Annotated in this window: 15 protein-coding genes; 4 read left to right on the forward strand and 11 right to left on the reverse strand. The window is 59.0% G+C overall.

The window, feature by feature from the left end:
• Positions 1 to 117 precede the first annotated feature (117 nt).
• From E4021_RS05865 to E4021_RS05890, 6 genes are all read right to left on the reverse strand, one after another.
• Positions 118 to 1104 carry a hypothetical protein gene (locus tag E4021_RS05865; RefSeq protein ID WP_136457353.1) on the reverse strand — a complete coding sequence of 329 codons (987 nt, stop codon included), beginning with the start codon at positions 1102 to 1104 and terminating at the stop codon, positions 118 to 120.
• Positions 1105 to 1175: 71 nt separating this feature from the next.
• Positions 1176 to 2891 (reverse strand): SusD/RagB family nutrient-binding outer membrane lipoprotein, encoded by a 1716-nt coding sequence (locus E4021_RS05870; protein WP_136457355.1) that lies wholly within the window; start codon positions 2889 to 2891, stop codon positions 1176 to 1178.
• 35 nt (positions 2892 to 2926) lie between these two features.
• Positions 2927 to 6094 carry a SusC/RagA family TonB-linked outer membrane protein gene (locus E4021_RS05875; protein ID WP_136457357.1) on the reverse strand — a complete coding sequence of 1056 codons (3168 nt, stop codon included), beginning with the start codon at positions 6092 to 6094 and terminating at the stop codon, positions 2927 to 2929.
• Between the two features lie 303 nt (positions 6095 to 6397).
• On the reverse strand, positions 6398 to 7141 hold the full coding sequence (locus tag E4021_RS05880) for a pyridoxine 5'-phosphate synthase (RefSeq protein ID WP_136457359.1): 744 nt from the start codon (positions 7139 to 7141) through the stop codon (positions 6398 to 6400).
• Between the two features lie 132 nt (positions 7142 to 7273).
• Positions 7274 to 8542, reverse strand: a complete 1269-nt coding sequence (locus tag E4021_RS05885) for an NYN domain-containing protein (RefSeq protein ID WP_136457361.1) — start codon at positions 8540 to 8542, stop codon at positions 7274 to 7276.
• A gap of 310 nt (positions 8543 to 8852) precedes the next feature.
• Positions 8853 to 9392, reverse strand: a complete 540-nt coding sequence (locus E4021_RS05890; protein ID WP_099107418.1) for an RNA polymerase sigma factor — start codon at positions 9390 to 9392, stop codon at positions 8853 to 8855.
• Between the two features lie 206 nt (positions 9393 to 9598).
• Here E4021_RS05890 and E4021_RS05895 point away from each other — a divergent pair, with 206 nt between their 5' ends.
• Both E4021_RS05895 and E4021_RS05900 read left to right on the forward strand, forming a co-directional pair.
• A complete protein-coding gene (locus E4021_RS05895) occupies positions 9599 to 10120 on the forward strand; it encodes a helix-turn-helix domain-containing protein (RefSeq protein WP_136457363.1) in 522 nt (173 codons plus the stop codon).
• A gap of 27 nt (positions 10121 to 10147) precedes the next feature.
• Positions 10148 to 11035 (forward strand): DMT family transporter, encoded by an 888-nt coding sequence (locus E4021_RS05900; protein ID WP_136457365.1) that lies wholly within the window; start codon positions 10148 to 10150, stop codon positions 11033 to 11035.
• On the opposite strand, the gene E4021_RS05905 is transcribed toward E4021_RS05900, so the two are convergent.
• Positions 11024 to 12862: a tetratricopeptide repeat protein gene (locus E4021_RS05905; RefSeq protein WP_136457367.1), complete on the reverse strand. Its 1839-nt coding sequence runs from the start codon at positions 12860 to 12862 to the stop codon at positions 11024 to 11026. The two genes, E4021_RS05900 and E4021_RS05905, sit on opposite strands and share 12 nt — an antisense overlap.
• Before the next feature lie 74 nt (positions 12863 to 12936).
• On the opposite strand from E4021_RS05905, the gene surE reads away from it, so the two are divergent.
• Positions 12937 to 13785 (forward strand): 5'/3'-nucleotidase SurE, encoded by an 849-nt coding sequence (gene surE, locus E4021_RS05910; RefSeq protein WP_136457369.1) that lies wholly within the window; start codon positions 12937 to 12939, stop codon positions 13783 to 13785.
• On the opposite strand, the gene E4021_RS05915 is transcribed toward surE, so the two are convergent.
• On the reverse strand, positions 13782 to 14075 hold the full coding sequence (locus E4021_RS05915; RefSeq protein WP_136457371.1) for a hypothetical protein: 294 nt from the start codon (positions 14073 to 14075) through the stop codon (positions 13782 to 13784). The two genes, surE and E4021_RS05915, sit on opposite strands and share 4 nt — an antisense overlap.
• 133 nt (positions 14076 to 14208) lie before the next feature.
• Between E4021_RS05915 and E4021_RS05920 the strand changes: the two genes are divergently transcribed.
• Positions 14209 to 14958 (forward strand): DUF697 domain-containing protein, encoded by a 750-nt coding sequence (locus E4021_RS05920; RefSeq protein WP_136457373.1) that lies wholly within the window; start codon positions 14209 to 14211, stop codon positions 14956 to 14958.
• Positions 14959 to 14979: 21 nt separating this feature from the next.
• Here E4021_RS05920 and E4021_RS05925 read toward each other — a convergent pair whose 3' ends face one another.
• The 3 genes from E4021_RS05925 to E4021_RS05935 are packed head-to-tail and all read right to left on the reverse strand — an operon-like array spanning position 14980 to position 17039.
• Positions 14980 to 15876 carry a DUF4097 family beta strand repeat-containing protein gene (locus E4021_RS05925; protein WP_136457375.1) on the reverse strand — a complete coding sequence of 299 codons (897 nt, stop codon included), beginning with the start codon at positions 15874 to 15876 and terminating at the stop codon, positions 14980 to 14982.
• 6 nt (positions 15877 to 15882) lie between these two features.
• Positions 15883 to 16485 carry a hypothetical protein gene (locus E4021_RS05930; RefSeq protein ID WP_136457377.1) on the reverse strand — a complete coding sequence of 201 codons (603 nt, stop codon included), beginning with the start codon at positions 16483 to 16485 and terminating at the stop codon, positions 15883 to 15885.
• Positions 16482 to 17039: an RNA polymerase sigma factor gene (locus E4021_RS05935; RefSeq protein ID WP_246050233.1), complete on the reverse strand. Its 558-nt coding sequence runs from the start codon at positions 17037 to 17039 to the stop codon at positions 16482 to 16484. The genes E4021_RS05930 and E4021_RS05935 overlap by 4 nt, the downstream gene beginning before the upstream one ends.
• Positions 17040 to 17098 lie beyond the last annotated feature (59 nt).

The following is a 17098-nucleotide window of genomic DNA, read 5'->3' on the forward strand; positions in this document are numbered from 1 at the left end:
GCGGCCATTCCCGGCAAAAACCTTCGTCGGCCGGCCGTTACCGAAAGCGATAAAAGCAAAATGGGGCACCTTCCGACGGAAGGTGCCCCATGGCGTAAGCTATACCGGGAGTGCCGGTTAGTTCTTGGTAAATACGAGGCTGAAGTCACGACCCGCAACGCCACAACCTCCATCGGTGGCACCGAAGTCGGTGTACTCGATGGTGAAGCTGGAGTCATCGGTCAGGGAGAAGGGAGCCGTACCTTTCTGGGTGGCGGCGATCGATCCTGATCCGCAACCGGCACCGGAGTCGATGGCGGTAGAGCGGACTTCATTACAGGCGAAGTCGAGCGTTACGGTTCCTCCATTGAAGTTGTAACCGGGGGCCACGTAGACGCCAACGTCAAACGTCCGGCGGGTAGTAGATCCGGCCACCGTGCTCAAGGTGACGGTGCGCGAGAAGGGCTCGTTACCGAGGGCCTGCACGGGTGCGCCGAATAGCGCGAACTCATCGTATACGTAACCGTAGGTGATGGTGTACTCACCGGAGAACCGGTCGTCGGGCAGCGGGCAGGTAGCATTGATGTTGAAGTCAAAGATGCCACCGAAGGCGCTGGTGACGGCCGAAGTCGAGTTGGCCGAGCCGAACACGCGGCCGTCCTCCTTGACCACCTCCGTTTTCACCTGGAAGCGATCACCGGAAAGTACCGAATCGATGGGCACGCCCACGAAGGCGGCGACTTCCGAGAAGGGGATGGAAACGTCTACGCCGAGGTTACCGTTGGGTCCGGCGCGGAAATCGGAGGGCTCGTACGTCTTGAACAACTTCGATTCCGTGGAGTAATCCTGACGGCCACCCGCGGTGCTGTTGTCGTCAAAAGCCACGTAGATGTTGTATTGGGCAACGTCCTCGCCGCCGGCGTTGTCGACGAAGTCGACTTCCATTTCGTAGGCGGAGGTGGCGAGATTAGCCAGGTCAAATTCACCGGCCCGCAACTCTACAAGGCGGGGGAAGGCACCGAACAGAAGGGTGTCCTGGGTCACAATTGGAGTCTTTTCCGGGTCGGCACAACCGGCTACCACGAGCGCGATCAGGGCCAGGAAAAGCAATGATTTATGGAACATATTTTATGTTTTAGCCTTCCCGGCCCGGCAGAGCCGGGAAGGCAGCAGATTAAGTTAGGTTAGCGCTACTACTAGTAGTTACAGCTGGCATCGTTGGTATCCCAGAAAACGGGTTCGGTGAAGGATGCCTTCTGGGTAGCGTTCAGGTTGCGGTTGATGTGTACCGAGGGGTACAGGGCCGAACGGATGAAGCTGCCCGGGTTAGGATCGATTCCCGGCTGAACGTCCATGGGCAGACAGGTCCGGCGGTACAGGTTGTACGCTTCCAGTCCGTTGCCGTACAGGGCGATGAGATACTCACGGGCCACGATGGCGAGTTTGCCGGTATCGTCGGCATCCTCGTATTCCTCCATGACGTACTCGATGTACTCTTCGACGCTTTCGTCACCGGCGTAGGTGTCGGCAATCGTTACGGTCACCGGAGTGGTGGCGATAACGGTACCTCCGTCAACCAGGCTTTCGAAAGAAGTCACGCGGTCGAACGACAGCTGGATAGCTTCCTTCAGCAACTCCCCGGCGTCGCCGTCGTAGTTGCCCGTCAGCGCGGCCTCGGCCAGGATGAAGTGGGTGAACGATGCCTGCCAGATCGGCTCGATGCCGGCACCCAGGGCGCCGTCGGTACCACCGTTCTGTACGGTCTCGTTGGTCTGACCGTCGTCGTAGCGTCCGCCTGCAGGGTAGAGTCCGAAGACCGTACGGTACTGTCCGTCTGGCGGAATACCGGAACCATTCAGGTGATCGCGTCCGAAGTAACCCAGGCTGTAGCTGCCGAGGCAGTAGGGCATATCCTCACTTACGGCTTCGTACCAGGGTGGGATAACGTCGGGGTTCGGAACGGCGGTGAAGATGCAGTCGAAAGCGTTGGGGTCGTCTTCTACGGCGTCGGGGAAGATGTTCTTGTCCTGACGGAAGAAGTAGTAACGCGTGCGGGGATCAATGAAGCCCTTCGATTCGGCCATCAACCACATGTACCAATTGGATTGGTACACCCCGTCGTCGTCCTCGTAACTGTTGTTGTAGAAGGGGTGACGGTTGTTGGGGTTGTTACGGTTGCTGCCGTAGTGCCATTCGAAGTTCTCGTTGTTCTCGTCGATGATGTCACCGGCGTCAACGATACTTTGTACGGCGCTTCCTCCGCCTACGAGGCGGGTGGTAACGGCGTTGCGCAACTTCAGCGTCCGGGCCAGGGTAGCCCAGTCTTCAGCACTGCCTCCGTAGAAGTTGTCGAAAGCAAGCTCGAAATCATCAGCACCTTCCAGCTGAGCGATAGCTTCGTCCAGCAGCGCGTTGGCACTGGCGTACACTTCCGCTCCGGGGGTCCGGGTCGGGTTGGTGATCTGGTTTTCGCTGTTGCCCTGTCCGGCTTCGTCGAAGGGAACGTCGCCGAAGAGGTCGGCAAACTGCATGTAGCCGTAGGCTTTCATGATTTTGACCGAAGCGGCGGCGGCGTCCTGCCCCAGGGGCTCAGCCAGTGCGATGAAGGCGTCGGCGTCCGGAAGGAAGCCAGCGTAGAAGGCTTCCCACATTCCGTCGAACTCCGTCGGCTGATGGGTGGCGGTATAGGTAAAACCTCCGGTTTCAGCGTCCATGCGGGCCAGTCCGGCAGCAAAGAAGTACGGGTCGTTCTGGACGTCGTTGAAGGTCAGTTGAATGCTGTTGTACAGCGAGGAGGCATCGGCCTGGTCGGGCGAAACTCCGTTGGGGTTGACCAGTAGTTCGTCCAGGTCGGTGCAGGCTGCAACCGACAGTACCGAGACTACCAGTAAACATTTTTTAAACAAGTTCATATTCAGTTGCTTGTTTTCGTTTTCGTTTGGTTTGATTAGAAGGTGAGGGTCAGGTTAGCACCGTACTTCTTGGCGGTAGGACCGGTCAGGAAGTCGAAGCCACGTCCGTTTCCAACGCCCAGGGAAAGCACTTCGGGGTCGAAGTTTACGCCTTCGGGGAAGTTGGGGGCGTTGTAAAACAGGTTCTCACCGGAAACCCGCAGGCTGATCGATCCGAAGGGGGTACGCTCAAGCAAGCTGGCGGGTAGTGCGTAGCTCAGGGCTACTTCGCGCAAACGAACAACGGTTCCGTCAAAGATCGAGCCTTCATCGGCATTGAAGTAGGCATCGAAGAAGTAGTCACCGGCGTAACCCTGGATGTTGTTGGGGTTGCCTTCACTGTCTTCTCCTTCGAGGATCAGCGGGAGGAAGCGGTCAAATTCGGTATCGGTGGTCAGACCACGCGCCAGCATGGTGGCGGTCGTTACGGAGTAGATATCACCACCGTCGGTGTAGCTCCACTGGAAGAAGAAGCTCAAGCCCTTGTAGCTGATGGTGTTCAACCAGTTCATGGTGTAGTTCGGGTTCGGATCACCGATGATGTCGATGTCGTTACCGGGCTCGTACGAACCGGAGTTGTTCACCAGCAGTCCACCATTGGGGCCGCGCTGGTAGGGAATACCCTGGATGACGCCGAAGGGCTGGCCGGGGATGGCGAAGTTGCCCAGGTTGGAGAAACCCGCAAAGGCAATTTCTTCCACGCCGTCGGTCAGGCTTTCTACAATGTTCTTGTTTCTCGTAAAGTTCAGCGTAGCGTCCCAGGTGAAGTCGCCCTTGAAGGGAACGAGGTTCAGCTGTGCTTCGATACCCTTGTTGGATACCTCGGCGGCGTTGATCTGGGTGGTGGTGTAACCGCTGGCGGGGTCAAGCGGCAGGTCGACCAGCAGGTCGCTCGACTGCTTGTCGTAGAGACTTACGTCGATTCCCACGCGGTTGTTGAAGAAACGACCTTCCACGCCGAATTCAAGTTCGCCGATGAGTTCGGGCTCCAGCAGGCGGTTGCCGAGGCGGTTGCTTACGGCGTTGATGTTCAGCGGGGTGCCGCCGGGGGTCTGGGAAACGTTGGTTCCCGAGCCGAGGATGGCACGCGTGGTGTAGGGGTCGGGGAAACGGGCCGAAGAACCGTAGCCGGCACGCAGCTTCAGGTAGTTCAGTACCCGGCTGCCCTGCAGGCTTTCGAATGCATCGGTAGGCACGAAGCTGACGCTGACCGAGGGGTACAGGATGGAACGCTGGTCGGCCTCCAGGGTGGAGCTCCAGTCGTTACGGGCCTGAGCCGTCAGGTAGAGGTAGCGGTTGAATCCGGCGGTAAGGCTGGCGTATACACCGCGGTAGGCTTCATCCTGGATAGACTGGAAACCGTTGTGCTCGATGAAGTTGTCCTGGGTGAACAGGTCAAAGATGAATTGATTGGTGCTGTTTACGCCGACCAGATCGAATTTGTCGATCCGTTCGTTGTAGCCAACCACACCACTCAGGTTGAAGGCATCGCTCAGGTCGGTATCGAAACTGACGTTGAAAACGTGGTCGACGATGGTATTCCGCCGGGTGGTGCTGAGCAGTACACCGTCGGGGATCTGGCTACCACCACGGTTGATCTCGCGGCGGTTCTCCTGAGTGTAGGCGTCGACGCCGATCCGGTACTGGGCAGTGAGCCAGTCGGTCAGGTCGTACTGAAGGCCTACGTTACCGAAGTAGCGGTTGACGACTTCCTTGTCAAACATGTTGTTGACACCCCAGAGCGGGTTCTGGATGGCGGAGCCGCGGCGGTAGTACACCTGGCTTCCGTCGATGGGGTTCTGGAATGGCAGGCCGACTAGGTCGATCGAGCGCGGCGTGTACAGAACGTTGGCAAATACGGAAGCGTCACCACCGGAGGGGTTGGATCCGTAGTTGAACGAGGCGGGGGGTGCCTGACGGTCGCTGCTCACGATGTTCAGGCTGGTCTGGATGCGGAGTCCGTTGTCCAGGGTGACCTTACCACCTACGCCGGCGTTGTGCTTCTGGTAGAAGTTGTTGGGCGTAAAGCCGGTATCGTCCAGGTGGCTGTAGTTGGCGTTGAAGCTGATGCCGTTACCGAAGTTACGGTCGACGCTGACGCTGGTGTTGAGCACCGTTCCGGTGTTGAAGAACTCGGTTACGTTATCGTACGGCTTGTAGTCGTAGCGGGCACCTTCATACTCGGGAAACGCTTCGTTGTAGCGGTCCTGGTCGAGGGGGTGCTCTACAGTTCCGTCTTCGGCGATGCCGTTCTGTCCGCGTACGTCGAAGGCGGGTCCCCAGTTGGAGAAGAACCATCCGAAGTTGCCGGAGAATCCGTTACCGTAGGTGTTCTGGTAATCGGGAAGGTTGGCTACCTCGGTACGGGCGACGCCCTGGGTTACGCTAACCTCGAAGCCTTTCTGGGCTTCGGATCCACCCTGACCGTTCTTGGTCGTCACCAGGATAACGCCGTTGGCACCCTGCTCACCGTAGAGTACGGTAGCGGAGAGGCCTTTAAGGACGTTGATCTCGGCGATGTTGTTCGGGTCAAGGTCGAGGAAGCGGCTGGAGGCCGTTGCTCCCCCCTGACGGGAACCGAGGTCGGAGTTGGTGTTGGAGTTGAACGGTACACCATCCACTACGAACAGCGGCTGGTTGGTGCCGTTGATCGAGCTGTAACCCCGGATGATGATGTTCGTACCCGATCCGGCGATACCAGAAGTCTGGGTGATGTCTACGCCTGCTGCCTTGCCGCGGAGGATACGTCCCACGTCCGATTCGACGCGGTTCTCCACCTGGCCAGAGCCGATGGTGGCGACGGAGTAGCCCAGGGCTTTTTTCTCCTTACGGATACCCAGGGCGGTTACGACCACCTCATTGAGCTGGCTGGCCGACTCGCTGAGTTCGATGGTTACCTCGCTGGAGATACCATCTACAGGGTATTCGAGGGTGGAAAAGCCGGTGTAGCTTACGATAAGGAATTCGGCCGGCGTGGGCACTTCGAGGGCAAACTTGCCGTCGATGTCAGTTACGGTACCGGAAGTGGTACCCTTGACTAAAATAGAAGCGCCAATCAGGGGCTGGCCGGATTTATCCGTCACCGTACCGCTGATCGTCCGTTGGGCCATGGCTATGCCAAAGGCGAAACAGACGAAGGCAATCACTAGTGAAAGTCTTCTCATGCTAGTTGAAGTTTTAGTTGATTACTTAGTCTCAATGGTTACAAAATATGGTTAGCGACAAGGGGGCAAAGGCCCGCAGTGATTCGAAGGGATAGGTGGATGGAGTACTGCTGAGTTGATTACGTAGGCAGCGGTGGATTTTTATACTAGTAAGGCATGCACGTCATGCGAATTCAACCTACGGTGACGGGAACAATTCCCCGAAAGATGAACGCAAAGTTAAATTATTTCGCTGCCTGAACAACCATTAATTTAATTTCTTGCTCCTTTCCCGTCGGACTTACCCTTTATTTGGTCAATTCCCTACTTCACTTCATCGATTTTTTCAGCCCCCCGACTCAGCCGCTGCAGGTACAGCTGAATCGTGTTGGACAAACCGTAGTAAAGGGCGTCGCTGATGAGGGCATGACCGATGCTTACTTCCTGTAAATCAGGTAGTTGCTGGGAAAAGTAGGCCAGGTTATCAAGGTTCAGGTCGTGGCCGGCATTGATGCCGAGTCCGAGTTCTGCGGCCCGCCGGCTGGCGGCGGCAAAAGGCGCGACGGCGGCCGCGCGGTCGCTTCCGTAGCCGTTGGCGTACGGACCTGTATAAAATTCTATGCGATCGGTTTCAATGGCAGCCGCCCCCTCGAGGATGGCGGGATCCGGGTCTACGAAAATCGACGTTCGGATACCACCCTCCCGCAGCCGTGTGATTATGTCGCGCAGTTCATTCTTCCGACCAATGGTATCCCATCCGTGGTCGCTGGTGAGTTGTCCGGGTTCGTCGGGTACGAGGGTAACCTGATCGGGTTGCGCGGCCAGCACGACCCGCAAAAACTTCTCTGAGGGGTAGCCCTCGATGTTGAGCTCCGTGGTCACGGCCTCTTTCAGTGCGGCTACGTCGTCGTAACGGGCGTGACGCTGGTCCGGCCGGGGGTGAATGGTAATGCCCTGCGCCCCGAAGCGCTCGCAGTCGGTGGCTACGCGGACAAGGTCGGGGTAATTGGCCCCGCGGCTGTTGCGGATGAGGGCTACTTTATTAAGGTTGACGGAAAGACGGACCATATAATTGGTTTAGGGTAGTCGCTAATGTAGCACCTGACCCGCAGTCTGCGGCCACGATAGACGGGGATAGAAACCGGACCGGCTCGCTTCATTTCTCTCTAGCCGGCACCCGCGCGCCGGCGCCCCCCTGCCCTACTCCTCTTCCCCTTCGTCTAGGGCCATGAGTCGGTCGGCCTGGTCGGGATTGCCGGTCAGGGCCAGTGAAAGGGCCGTATAGTCCAGGGGCTCCTCGAGATTGTTACCAATGCGGGCCAGCATAAGCTCGAAGTAGCGGTCTTCAATATCGGCCAGCCCGGTAATCTCGTCGTGGAAGCCGATGGTGTCATCGACGGAGGGGCGGAACAGAAAGCATTTGAAGAGTACCTGCCGCACCTTCTTCACCTCGGTCATGGACAGCGTCGGGAAATCTTCCCGCAGCAGACGCAGGCACTCCTGGTCGATCTCGGAGAAAGAGTGAAAGGTGATGTTGTCGACAAGGAAACTGGCGTAGACGTCAATGCCCTCCCACATGATCACTGGATCGGGCATGCGGATGCCCTGCTGACCGGCCACCCGCAGGTAGTAGGCCGCCAGTTGTTCGGGATTGCGGTCGCGATCGGTCGTAGTGGCGGCGGGTTGGGTGGTACCCGTCAGCAGACGGTATTCCGGCTCCTGTTCGCCTTCCCGGTGGCGCCGTTCGAGCAAGTCGGACTGGTCACGCAGAAAGTGGCTGAAGGCCTCGTAGCCGATAAGTCCCTCGTCGAAATCCGGATCCTGCCGGATAATGGCGGGTTTGATGCGCACCTGCTGGATCCACTCCGTACCGTAGTAGTGTGCCAACTGGTTCATGGCGGCGGTGAGGAGGGTGCGGGCGCGTTCCGCGTCCAAAGAAACACTGTCGAGGGGGCCGGTGTAAAGTTTACGGCACCCGAGGCGGTGGTAGAACTTGAAGTCGTCGCAGCTCTCGATCCAGAAGTTGTCCGTGACGTCTTCCACCCCGACGCCGATGAGGCGTGACCCCTGGTCGTGGATAATCTGCCGCAGTTGGCGGTATTCGCTACCGCCACCGATGATGAGGATCAGGTCCGCGCGCTCGGGCGATTGCAGGTGGGAGGTGACGTCGACCGTCAGCTGGCGGTTGATGGAGGTATTGCCAAGCTTGTTGGGGAAGAGTTGGATCAGTTCTACCGGTGCTTCGCTGAGCACCTCGGCGTAGCCGGTGAAGGGTCGCCAGTCGGCGTACAGGCGATTGAGCACCACCTGGCCAACTTCATCGGCGTACGACAGCAGGCATTCCACGTCCACCACTTCCGGCTGATCGACCGTCGGTGAAACACGGTACGGGTTGCCGTCGTTGGCCGCAGTGAGCAGGGTCTCGTGCAGCTGGGTAAAATCCCAGAATATGGCTATGCTGTCAGGCATGTACGATGGAAATGTTGGATCCAACACCTAAATGGCAGTGCTTGCTGGCGGTCCCGCTAAATGGAAGGCCGGGGGCCACAGGGGCGTTTGCTCGGCCAGGCGGATGCCCGGCGATTACGCCTCAGACTGCTGCACGGATACGGGGCATAAAGCCCTGCCAGGGTGCAGCCAAACCAAAAGCAAAAGCAAAAGTTACTGGATCTTAGTCGTTCTTAGTGTATAAAATAACTCAGTGTAAGTTACAACCTATAACAACTGTACCACACACTTAGTGGCAAAAATACAATAATTACCGTACAACGCCGGAAATTTAAGCGACGCTGCTTCGTTCGCGCATAATTTCCTCGTACATCTTCTGCAATTTCTTGCGGGCGAAGAAAATGCGCGACTTGATTGTACCCAGTGGGCTGCCGAGTTGCTCGGCGATCTCGTCGTACTTGTAGCCCTGGTAGGCCATCAGGAAAGGCACGCGGAAATCGTCGGGCAGGCGATCGACGAGCTCCTGGAGTTCGTTGAAGGTCACCTCGCTTTCGCCGTCGTTGAGGACGGTCTTGTTTCCGCTGTTGATATAGTAGTTGTTGGGAGTCTGATCGATGATCAGGTTGCGCCGGACCTTCTTGCGGTAATTATTGATGAATATATTCCGCATAATAGTGACGGCCCAGGCCTTGAAGTTGGTGCCGGGGTTATACTTCTCCGCATTGGTCATGATGCGCAGGGCGGTATCCTGATAGAGGTCTTCGGCGTCGTTCATATTGCCGGTCAGCTTGAGGCTGAAGGCGCGCAGGCTATTGGTGATGGTGGATAATAAATCTTGAATATCTTTCTGTTGTTGCTTAGTTGCAGTCATCTTCTTCATCTTGTGCCTGTCAAATTTTTTTACAAAACTAATCTTCCCAGCGTCGATTTGCAAATAATGACGGGCGGTTGTACCCTGAAATTCTGCAAATTTCGTACCAAAAGCCTCATAAAACGTAGCTACAGTAAAAAAATTTGACATAGAGCAACTATCATCGTCATCAAAGTGTAAACTAGGCGTACCAGCTCACGGAACAAATGAAAAACAAGGACTCTGCTCTCACTACCCTCTCCGAGGAGGCTCAGTTACCCAATTTCATTGCTTCAAACCTGCGCCTGCTCCGAAAACAGGCGGGTTGGTCGCAGACGGAACTGGCCGAAAAGGTGGGCCTGAACCGCGGCAACATCGCCAGTTACGAGAGTGGTTCCGCCGAGCCCAGCATCTGCAAATTGCTGCGTATCAGCAACCTGTTCGACATCTCCACCCGGGATTTTACCCGTCTGGACCTCAGTGATTCCGCCGAACTGGCCTTGGCCCGCAGCAAACGGCAGGCCGAACAGGTGGAGCGTTTCGACGCCTACCGCAAGCGCAAGGCCGAACTAGACCACCTCATCAGTTCTTCCTATGACCTCTTCCGTTACAAACGGGAATCGCTTGACAAGCCCTGTAAGGAGGCTGAACTTTTCGCCGGACATTACCTTCAGTTGCTCGAACTGAGTCGACAGTTACTGAAAGAGCACGAAAGCCTGCTGGGCGAACTGGGCTGTCAGGAGCATTAGACACGCTGACAGTACCTTCCTGACACTATGGCGTATACCGAAGAGCGGGCTTACCTCGAGCTCCACCTGGCCGTTTTCCTGTGGGGTTTTACCGCCATCCTCGGCGACCTGATCCAACTCTCCGCCCTTACCCTCGTCTGGTGGCGGGTGTTACTTACCTCCCTGAGCCTCATTTTTTTCGTGCGCATCCACCGCGTGATCGATGAACTGGGCTGGCGACGTTTCGGACTCCTGGCGGGTATCGGCGTTATCGTCGCCCTCCACTGGGTCACCTTCTATGGAGCCATTAAACTGGCCAACGCCAGCATCGCGCTCATCTGCATGGCCACCACTTCCCTGTTCTCGAGCCTCCTCGAGCCCCTCATCGTCGGTCGGCCCTTTCGCTGGTTTGAGCTCCTGCTCGGACTGTTCATCCTGCCCGGTATCTGGTTGGTGGTCGACGGCGTCGACACCGCCATGAACATAGGCATCGGCGTCGGACTGCTGTCGGCCGCCCTGGTATCCGTCTTCACTTCCCTCAACAAAAAGTACATCGGCAGCAGCAATCCGCAGCGCATCACCTTTATCGAACTGGGGGCCGCTACCCTCTTCCTGACGCCATTCCTCATCCCCTTCGGCGGGGAACATTTCTGGCCGGCACCGCTCGACTGGTTCTACCTGCTGGTGCTGTCGCTGCTCTGCACTACGCTGACCTTTTTTCTCTCACTGCGCTCCCTCAGTAAGCTATCTGCCTTCGCCTCCAACCTGACGGTCAACCTCGAACCGGTGTACGGCATATTCCTGGCTTACTTTCTGCTCGACGACGCCCAGGAACTCAGCCCCACCTTCTACTGGGGCGCACTGCTGATCATGGCCTCCGTTTTCGGCTATACCGCCGTGATGCGTCAATTGCGGCGGCGGCAATTACTCACCTGAATCCGACCGCTGTTGCCGTAGCTGTTGCCGCGCAATCTCCAGGTTGCGTTGTGCGCCTTCGTTATCAGGGTCCAGGCGCAGCGCCCGGGAAAAATAGTCGACCGCCATTTCCGTGCGTCCGCTCATCCCGTGCACCAGCCCAAGCAGGCGTACGGTCTCATAGTTGTCGCGATCCAGCGTTTCCGCCTGTTGCAGGTAGCCGAGCGCGGCGTTCAGGTCGTTACGTTCTTCTCCGGCTACACGGCCCGCGCGTTGCAGGGCGATCACCAGATTTTGGTCCACCGTGGCCCGATCTACTCCCCAGGTGGCGGCGGCGTGGTAGTCGGCTATGGCTTCATCATACCGGTCCTGCAGCAGCCGCGCGTTCCCCCGCAGCAAATAGGCATTACCGTACCGTGGGTGGATGGCCAGTGCGTCGTTGAGGTGGTCTTCGGCGGTGCTCAACAGGGTGGTTTGCGCGGCGCGCCTTTCTTCGGGCACAGACTGGTAACGGTCGAGCCGGGCACCCGCCGCGGCGTTCAGCAACTTGGCGCTGCGCGGTTGCCGTTTCAGGTCGGTGGTGAAGAGGGTGTAGTTATCCTGCCACGCGGGGTTGCGCTGCACGGTCAGGACCGACCAGATCACCACCACCGCCGGCAACAGCCAGCGACCGGGCGGCCAGCGACACAGTCCCGCCGTCAATGCCAGTACGAAACCCAGCGAGGGCATGAACAGGAAGCGCTCGCTCAGGAATGTCCCCACGCTGAAGAACAGGTTGCTCACGATCGACAGCGTAAGCATATACAATAGTACCCCCACCGCGATGAGGCTATGGCGCGAACGCAGGTTCCGGGCCGACCAGAAGAGCAGGGCCAGGTGGCACAGCAAACTTATCCAGACAAGCGGGTCGAGCCACTCCTTGATTTCAATGGCGGCTGGATAATAGTCGTGCACGAGGTTCGTGGGGAAAAAGAGCAGTTTGAGGTACAAGAGCGCGGTGAACAATACCGTGGGCATCCGCTCGAGAAAAGACAGCGCGACCAGCTGCCCATTGTCTTCCCGCAGGAAAGGATTATTCATAAGTTCCAGGGCGGGGTCGCCCAGTGAGATGCCAATCACGGCAAAGCGCAGCGCGAGATAGGCTACGGCCGCCACTGCCACGGGAATAAGGTGACGGTACCCACCCCGCCCCCGGGCGTAAAGCATCAGGGATATGACCGCCAGAAAGGTGATGGCGTTTTCCTTCGCCAGACATCCCAGAAAAAACAACAAAAAGGCCAGCGCACCCTGCCACCAGTTGGCTCCGACACGCGCCATGCGCAGCACCAGCCACGCGCTGCCCGCCGCGCCGGCCAACGCCAGGATTTCGTCCCGGCCCTTGATGTTGGCCACGGCTTCGGTGTGAACGGGGTGGGCGGCGAAAAGGGCGGCGGCGGCGAAGGCCGTCCACCAAGGCACTGGGTACCCCCGCTGCAGCTCCCGCACCATGCCCAGCAGCACCACGGAGAGCAGACCGTACCACAATACGTTTAGCAGGTGATACAGGAAGGGGCCAGGCGCCCATTCCCCCTCCAGCGCGAAGAGGGCCGGCGTGAGGGGGCGGTAGCGCCCACCGGCCACGAGGGCTTCCCGATCGCGCTCTCCGAAGAATCCGTAAAAGGTGTCGTGCGTAAACAGATCGGCCCATCCGGCCACGCCCCGTTGCACTACGGTGTTGTCGGTGATCACGATCGCGTCGTCGAGTACGAAGTCGTGGCCCAGCGTATTGACGTAGAGCAGGCAACTGAACAGGAACAGGGCGGCGGCCTGCACCGCCGGACGACGGTACCAGGGCAATTCGGTCGGCATGTGGCGAAGATAGCGGCCCGTCACGGCAACCCAAGCGCGGGCCCCGTCGTTGGAACGGTCTACAACACTACCCTATGTCCCGACCCCTCATCCTGGTAACCAACGACGACGGCATTACCGCCGGCGGCATCGCGGCGCTGGTCAGCGTAGCCAAAGAATTCGGCGACGTGCTCGTCGTGGCACCCGACAGCCCCCAATCGGCCCAGGGCCACGCGATCACCATCAGTGTACCGGTATTCGTACGGGAAAGCGACGCCCTCGGCGAAGACGTGGAAGCCTACGAGTGCAGCGGCACACCGGTCGACTGCGTGAAACTGGCCAAAAGCGTATTGCTCAACGGCCGCACCCCGGACCTGTGCCTGTCCGGCATCAACCACGGCAGCAACGCCGCCATCAATATCCTGTACAGCGGCACCCTCTCCGCCGCGATGGAAGCCAGCCTGGAAGGCATCCCGAGTATCGGATTCAGTTTCCTGAACTACCGGGCCGACGCCGACTTCACCCCCTGCCTGCCCTACGTGCGCCACCTGGTCGATTTCGTACTCACCAACGGCATGGCCGAGGGCAGCCTCTTCAACGTCAACATTCCCGACCTGCCCGCCGACCAGATCCGCGGACTGAAAGTATGCCGGCAGGCCGAAGCCCGCTGGGTGGAAGAATATACCCGCTCGGAAGACCCCCGCGGCCGCCCCTACTACTGGCTCACCGGCCGCTTCGTCAACGAAGACGAGCGCACGGACACCGATGCCTACGCCCTGCAGCACGGCTACGTGTCACTGGTGCCCAGCCTGCACGACCTGACGAACCACCGGGCCCTCACCAGTCTGCAAACGATCGAGGCCAGCCTGCAGCCGCAGGGGCTGGAAACGACGGCGGCATCCGACAACGGAGAAGCCCCCCACCAGCAACTCGAGCAATTCTAGCCGTTAAGTAATTCCCGACCATAGTAGAAGAACCATGCCGCAGCCAGGATCATCACGCCGATGACCAGTCCCTTCAGGCTGCGGGTGCGGTAGGTGCGGCGAAATACGTTCATGGGGAGGATGTTCAGACAGATGGCCATCAGCGCCAGGGTCCGCGGGCGGAATACGATTTCCCGGCCGGCGCCCGCCGTCAGCCACTCGCCCAGCTGCAGGAAAAGGCCATAAGCGACGACGGAAACGAAAATGGAGACGGCCAGGCCGATCCAGAGGTGATCATTACGGGGGACCATGCAGAAAATCTTTTGCTTGGTAACGACCCAGCCGGCGCTACCGTTCATCCGGCCCGCGCGCCCGCCGGTCGATACCCGACCACCTTATCTTTCGGCCAGCGTAACTTAGACTCTCAACACGTGTTCACCGACCATGCGCAAGAAGCTATCCGACTACGCCAAGAAGACCCTCAAAGATTCCATCATGACTCCCGATCAGAAGAGCGATAAAGACGCTCACGCCGGCACCATAATCCGCAACCACGTCATCTGGAGCATGGGCGCCAGCTACGTGATCCCCCTGCCGGTGGCCGACGTCTTCGCGGTTTCCGCCCTGCAACTCGACATGATCCGGCAACTCTGCCGCGTCTACCATATCGACTTCGCCGAAACCCAGGGCAAGGCCCTCGTCACCTCCCTCACCACCAGTGCGATGACCAAAGCCGGCGCGCGCAGCCTCATCAAGCTGATTCCCGGTATTGGTACCGTCATCGGCGGGGTCACGACAGCCGTACTTAACGGGGCCAGCACCTACGCCCTGGGCGAGGTCTTCCGCAAGCACTTCGGTTCTGGCGGCACCTTCCTGGACTTCGACACCGACCGGCTGAAGAAGATGTACAACGAGAAGTTCGAAAAGGGGAAGGACGTTGCCCGCCAGTGGAAACAGGAACAGGCCCAGGACATTGTACCCCCTCCCCCACCGCCGGCCCCCGCCCCGCACACGCCCGAACGTCCCCAGCCGCCGACCGCTACGGCGGCGCCCACTCCACCGCCACCTCCCGCGGCCAAGGCCCACGAGGCGGAAGACAATATTCGCAAGATTCGGGAACTGGCCGAAATGCGCGCCCAGAACATCATCACCGAAGAAGAATTCCAGGCGATGAAAAAGCGCATCATCGGATAGGAAATAGGAAAAGTCTTCGCGTTACCGCTGCTTGCCCAGGGTGAGGTTGCCAAAGGTGACGCTCGCCGTTATGGTGCCGCTGCGTTCGCTGTTCGGACCGATCTGTACCCGGCGCCATTCACTGGTGCGGTCGAGTTCGATGAGTTGCCGGTTGTCCGGCACGCGCAGCTCACCGTTGTTGCTCGACAGTTCGTACGCCAGCCCCTCCCCGCCTACGGGCTCGTAGATCGTCACGTTGCTCTTGTCGGCGTTCACCCGCATGTCGCGCATGTTTACGTTCGGACTGAGTAGCAGCTCGCCGTACTGGGCGTTGATGGTAAAGGTGCCGCCGACGTCGAGCAGGCTGATATCCGAGCGCCGGGCATTGATGACCACGTTGCCGTCGATCTTCTCCCCCACGATATCTCCGAAGCGGGTGCGGATGTCCAGCAGCCCCTGCACGTTGTCGATGTTGATGGCCGAGAACTCACCGTTGATCCGGAGCCGGTTCCGCAGGTTACTGATGGTGGCTCCCCCGAAGTGGCTCTTGAGGTACACCGGGCATTCCTCCGGGAGGATGATGTAGTACTCCACGGTCAGTTCGCTGGCCGGCTGCCGCTGTTGGTCCTTCCGGCGGTTCTTCAGGAAGATTTTCTGGCCGGCTACCTCGGTGAGGAATTCCAGGTTCTCCAGATCGCTCTTTGCCTGCTCCAGTCGGGCGTGGCGGGCGGTCAGCACCACGCGTACACTGATCTTCTGCTTGGTCCAGGTCTCGACGTAGATCTCCGCCTTTTCCCCCTCCACGGCCAGTTCGCTGCCGGTCGAGTAGGCGTAGGTATCCTCGATGGTCTTGGTCACCACCTCGCGAACTTCATTTTGGGCGCGGACGCAGGTGCAGGGCAACAGTGCCAGGAGCAGTAGGATCAGGCTGGTACGCATATACGGTTACAGTTCTACGATGATGCGGCGATACACGTCGTCCCTCTCCCGTTCGATCTCGGCCAGCTGGCGCACGATCGTGGCGTCTTCGCCGTAGGCCACCAGCATGGCTTTCACTTCTTCCCGTGCGGAGGTGAGTTCATCGAGTTCTTGCCCCAGGTTGTTCAGGTGGGGTTCGTTGCGGGCGCGCACCACTTCGCGTGCGCGGTTGAAGCTGGATTCATCGTCGTCCCAGTCGGCCACTACCGGCACCGGCGCTGCCTCCTGGTGGTAGGCATACGAGACCTCGGGACCCTGGTTACCGAGGTAGAGCCCCACCACGGCGAGCAGCACTACCACGACCGCGGCGGCCAAAGCGGCAAGCCGCAGGCCCGTGGTGCGGATCACGGCGTGCGGAAGCCGGGGCGGCCGTTCCAGGTCGCGGCTCAGCGCGTTCCATACCTGCGCCGGCGGGGCGTAGGTGGGCAGGCGGTCGGCCAGGGGGCGTTCCGATGCTCCGGCGGACCTGTCCAGGCCGTCGTGGATGGCATCCCAGCATTCGTCGCCGGGACGGTATTCGGGCAGCTGGTCCAGTGCCCAACGCAGTCGGTCGTAGTTCTTCTCTTTCACACGTAAGCCTTTAGGAATTCGCGTAATTTTTTCTTGGCGTAGAAGAGCTGACTTTTGCTGGTTCCTACCGTAATGCCCAGCATATCGGCAACCTCCTGGTGTTTATACCCTTCCACTTCGACGAGGACAAAAACGGCGCGGTAGCCGTCGGGCAGGCGCTGAATGGCCCGTTCGAGGTATTCCACGTCCAGGGCGGTGTGGCCCCAGTCCACTTCCTCGTCGGCGTAGTTCAGCGGCAGCTCATCGTGCTGGGGCTGTCGCCGAAGCCGATTGAGGGCCGTGCGGACGATGACCACCTTCATCCAGGCACCGATCGTACTCTCGCCCCGGAAGGTATGCAGCTTCTGAAATACCTTCAGGAAGCCTTCCTGCAGTGCGTCGTTGGCCAGGTCGAAGTCACCGCAAATTCGGTAGCAAGCCGTATACATCGCCCGATTGTACCGGTCGTACAATTCTTTCTGGGCCCGACGGTCCTGGCGGCGACAGGCCTCGATGAGTTCGGCTTCCGTCATCCGGGCGGGGGTTGGGTTGGGGATAAGTTTACGGTTGGTCAAATCACGTATCATACAGAGAGCGCTCTGCTCCCAGGGAGGGGGGCAGAGCGCTCGGGGTT

The sequence above is a fragment of the Neolewinella litorea genome (assembly GCF_004803465.1).
Lineage (GTDB): Bacteria > Bacteroidota > Bacteroidia > Chitinophagales > Saprospiraceae > Neolewinella > Neolewinella litorea.

Coding starts and splice junctions, on each gene's coding strand:
- E4021_RS05870 (WP_136457355.1), bottom strand. CDS start 2,891: ATGAACTTGTTTAAAAAATGTTTACTGGTAGTCTCGGTACTGTCGGTT.
- E4021_RS05925 (WP_136457375.1), bottom strand. CDS start 15,876: ATGCGTACCAGCCTGATCCTACTGCTCCTGGCACTGTTGCCCTGCACC.
- E4021_RS05895 (WP_136457363.1), top strand. CDS start 9,599: ATGAAAAACAAGGACTCTGCTCTCACTACCCTCTCCGAGGAGGCTCAG.
- E4021_RS05875 (WP_136457357.1), bottom strand. CDS start 6,094: ATGAGAAGACTTTCACTAGTGATTGCCTTCGTCTGTTTCGCCTTTGGC.
- E4021_RS05865 (WP_136457353.1), bottom strand. CDS start 1,104: ATGTTCCATAAATCATTGCTTTTCCTGGCCCTGATCGCGCTCGTGGTA.
- E4021_RS05915 (WP_136457371.1), bottom strand. CDS start 14,075: ATGGTCCCCCGTAATGATCACCTCTGGATCGGCCTGGCCGTCTCCATT.
- E4021_RS05905 (WP_136457367.1), bottom strand. CDS start 12,862: ATGCCGACCGAATTGCCCTGGTACCGTCGTCCGGCGGTGCAGGCCGCC.
- E4021_RS05920 (WP_136457373.1), top strand. CDS start 14,209: ATGCGCAAGAAGCTATCCGACTACGCCAAGAAGACCCTCAAAGATTCC.
- E4021_RS05880 (WP_136457359.1), bottom strand. CDS start 7,141: ATGGTCCGTCTTTCCGTCAACCTTAATAAAGTAGCCCTCATCCGCAAC.
- E4021_RS05885 (WP_136457361.1), bottom strand. CDS start 8,542: ATGCCTGACAGCATAGCCATATTCTGGGATTTTACCCAGCTGCACGAG.
- E4021_RS05900 (WP_136457365.1), top strand. CDS start 10,148: ATGGCGTATACCGAAGAGCGGGCTTACCTCGAGCTCCACCTGGCCGTT.
- surE (WP_136457369.1), top strand. CDS start 12,937: ATGTCCCGACCCCTCATCCTGGTAACCAACGACGACGGCATTACCGCC.
- E4021_RS05890 (WP_099107418.1), bottom strand. CDS start 9,392: ATGACTGCAACTAAGCAACAACAGAAAGATATTCAAGATTTATTATCC.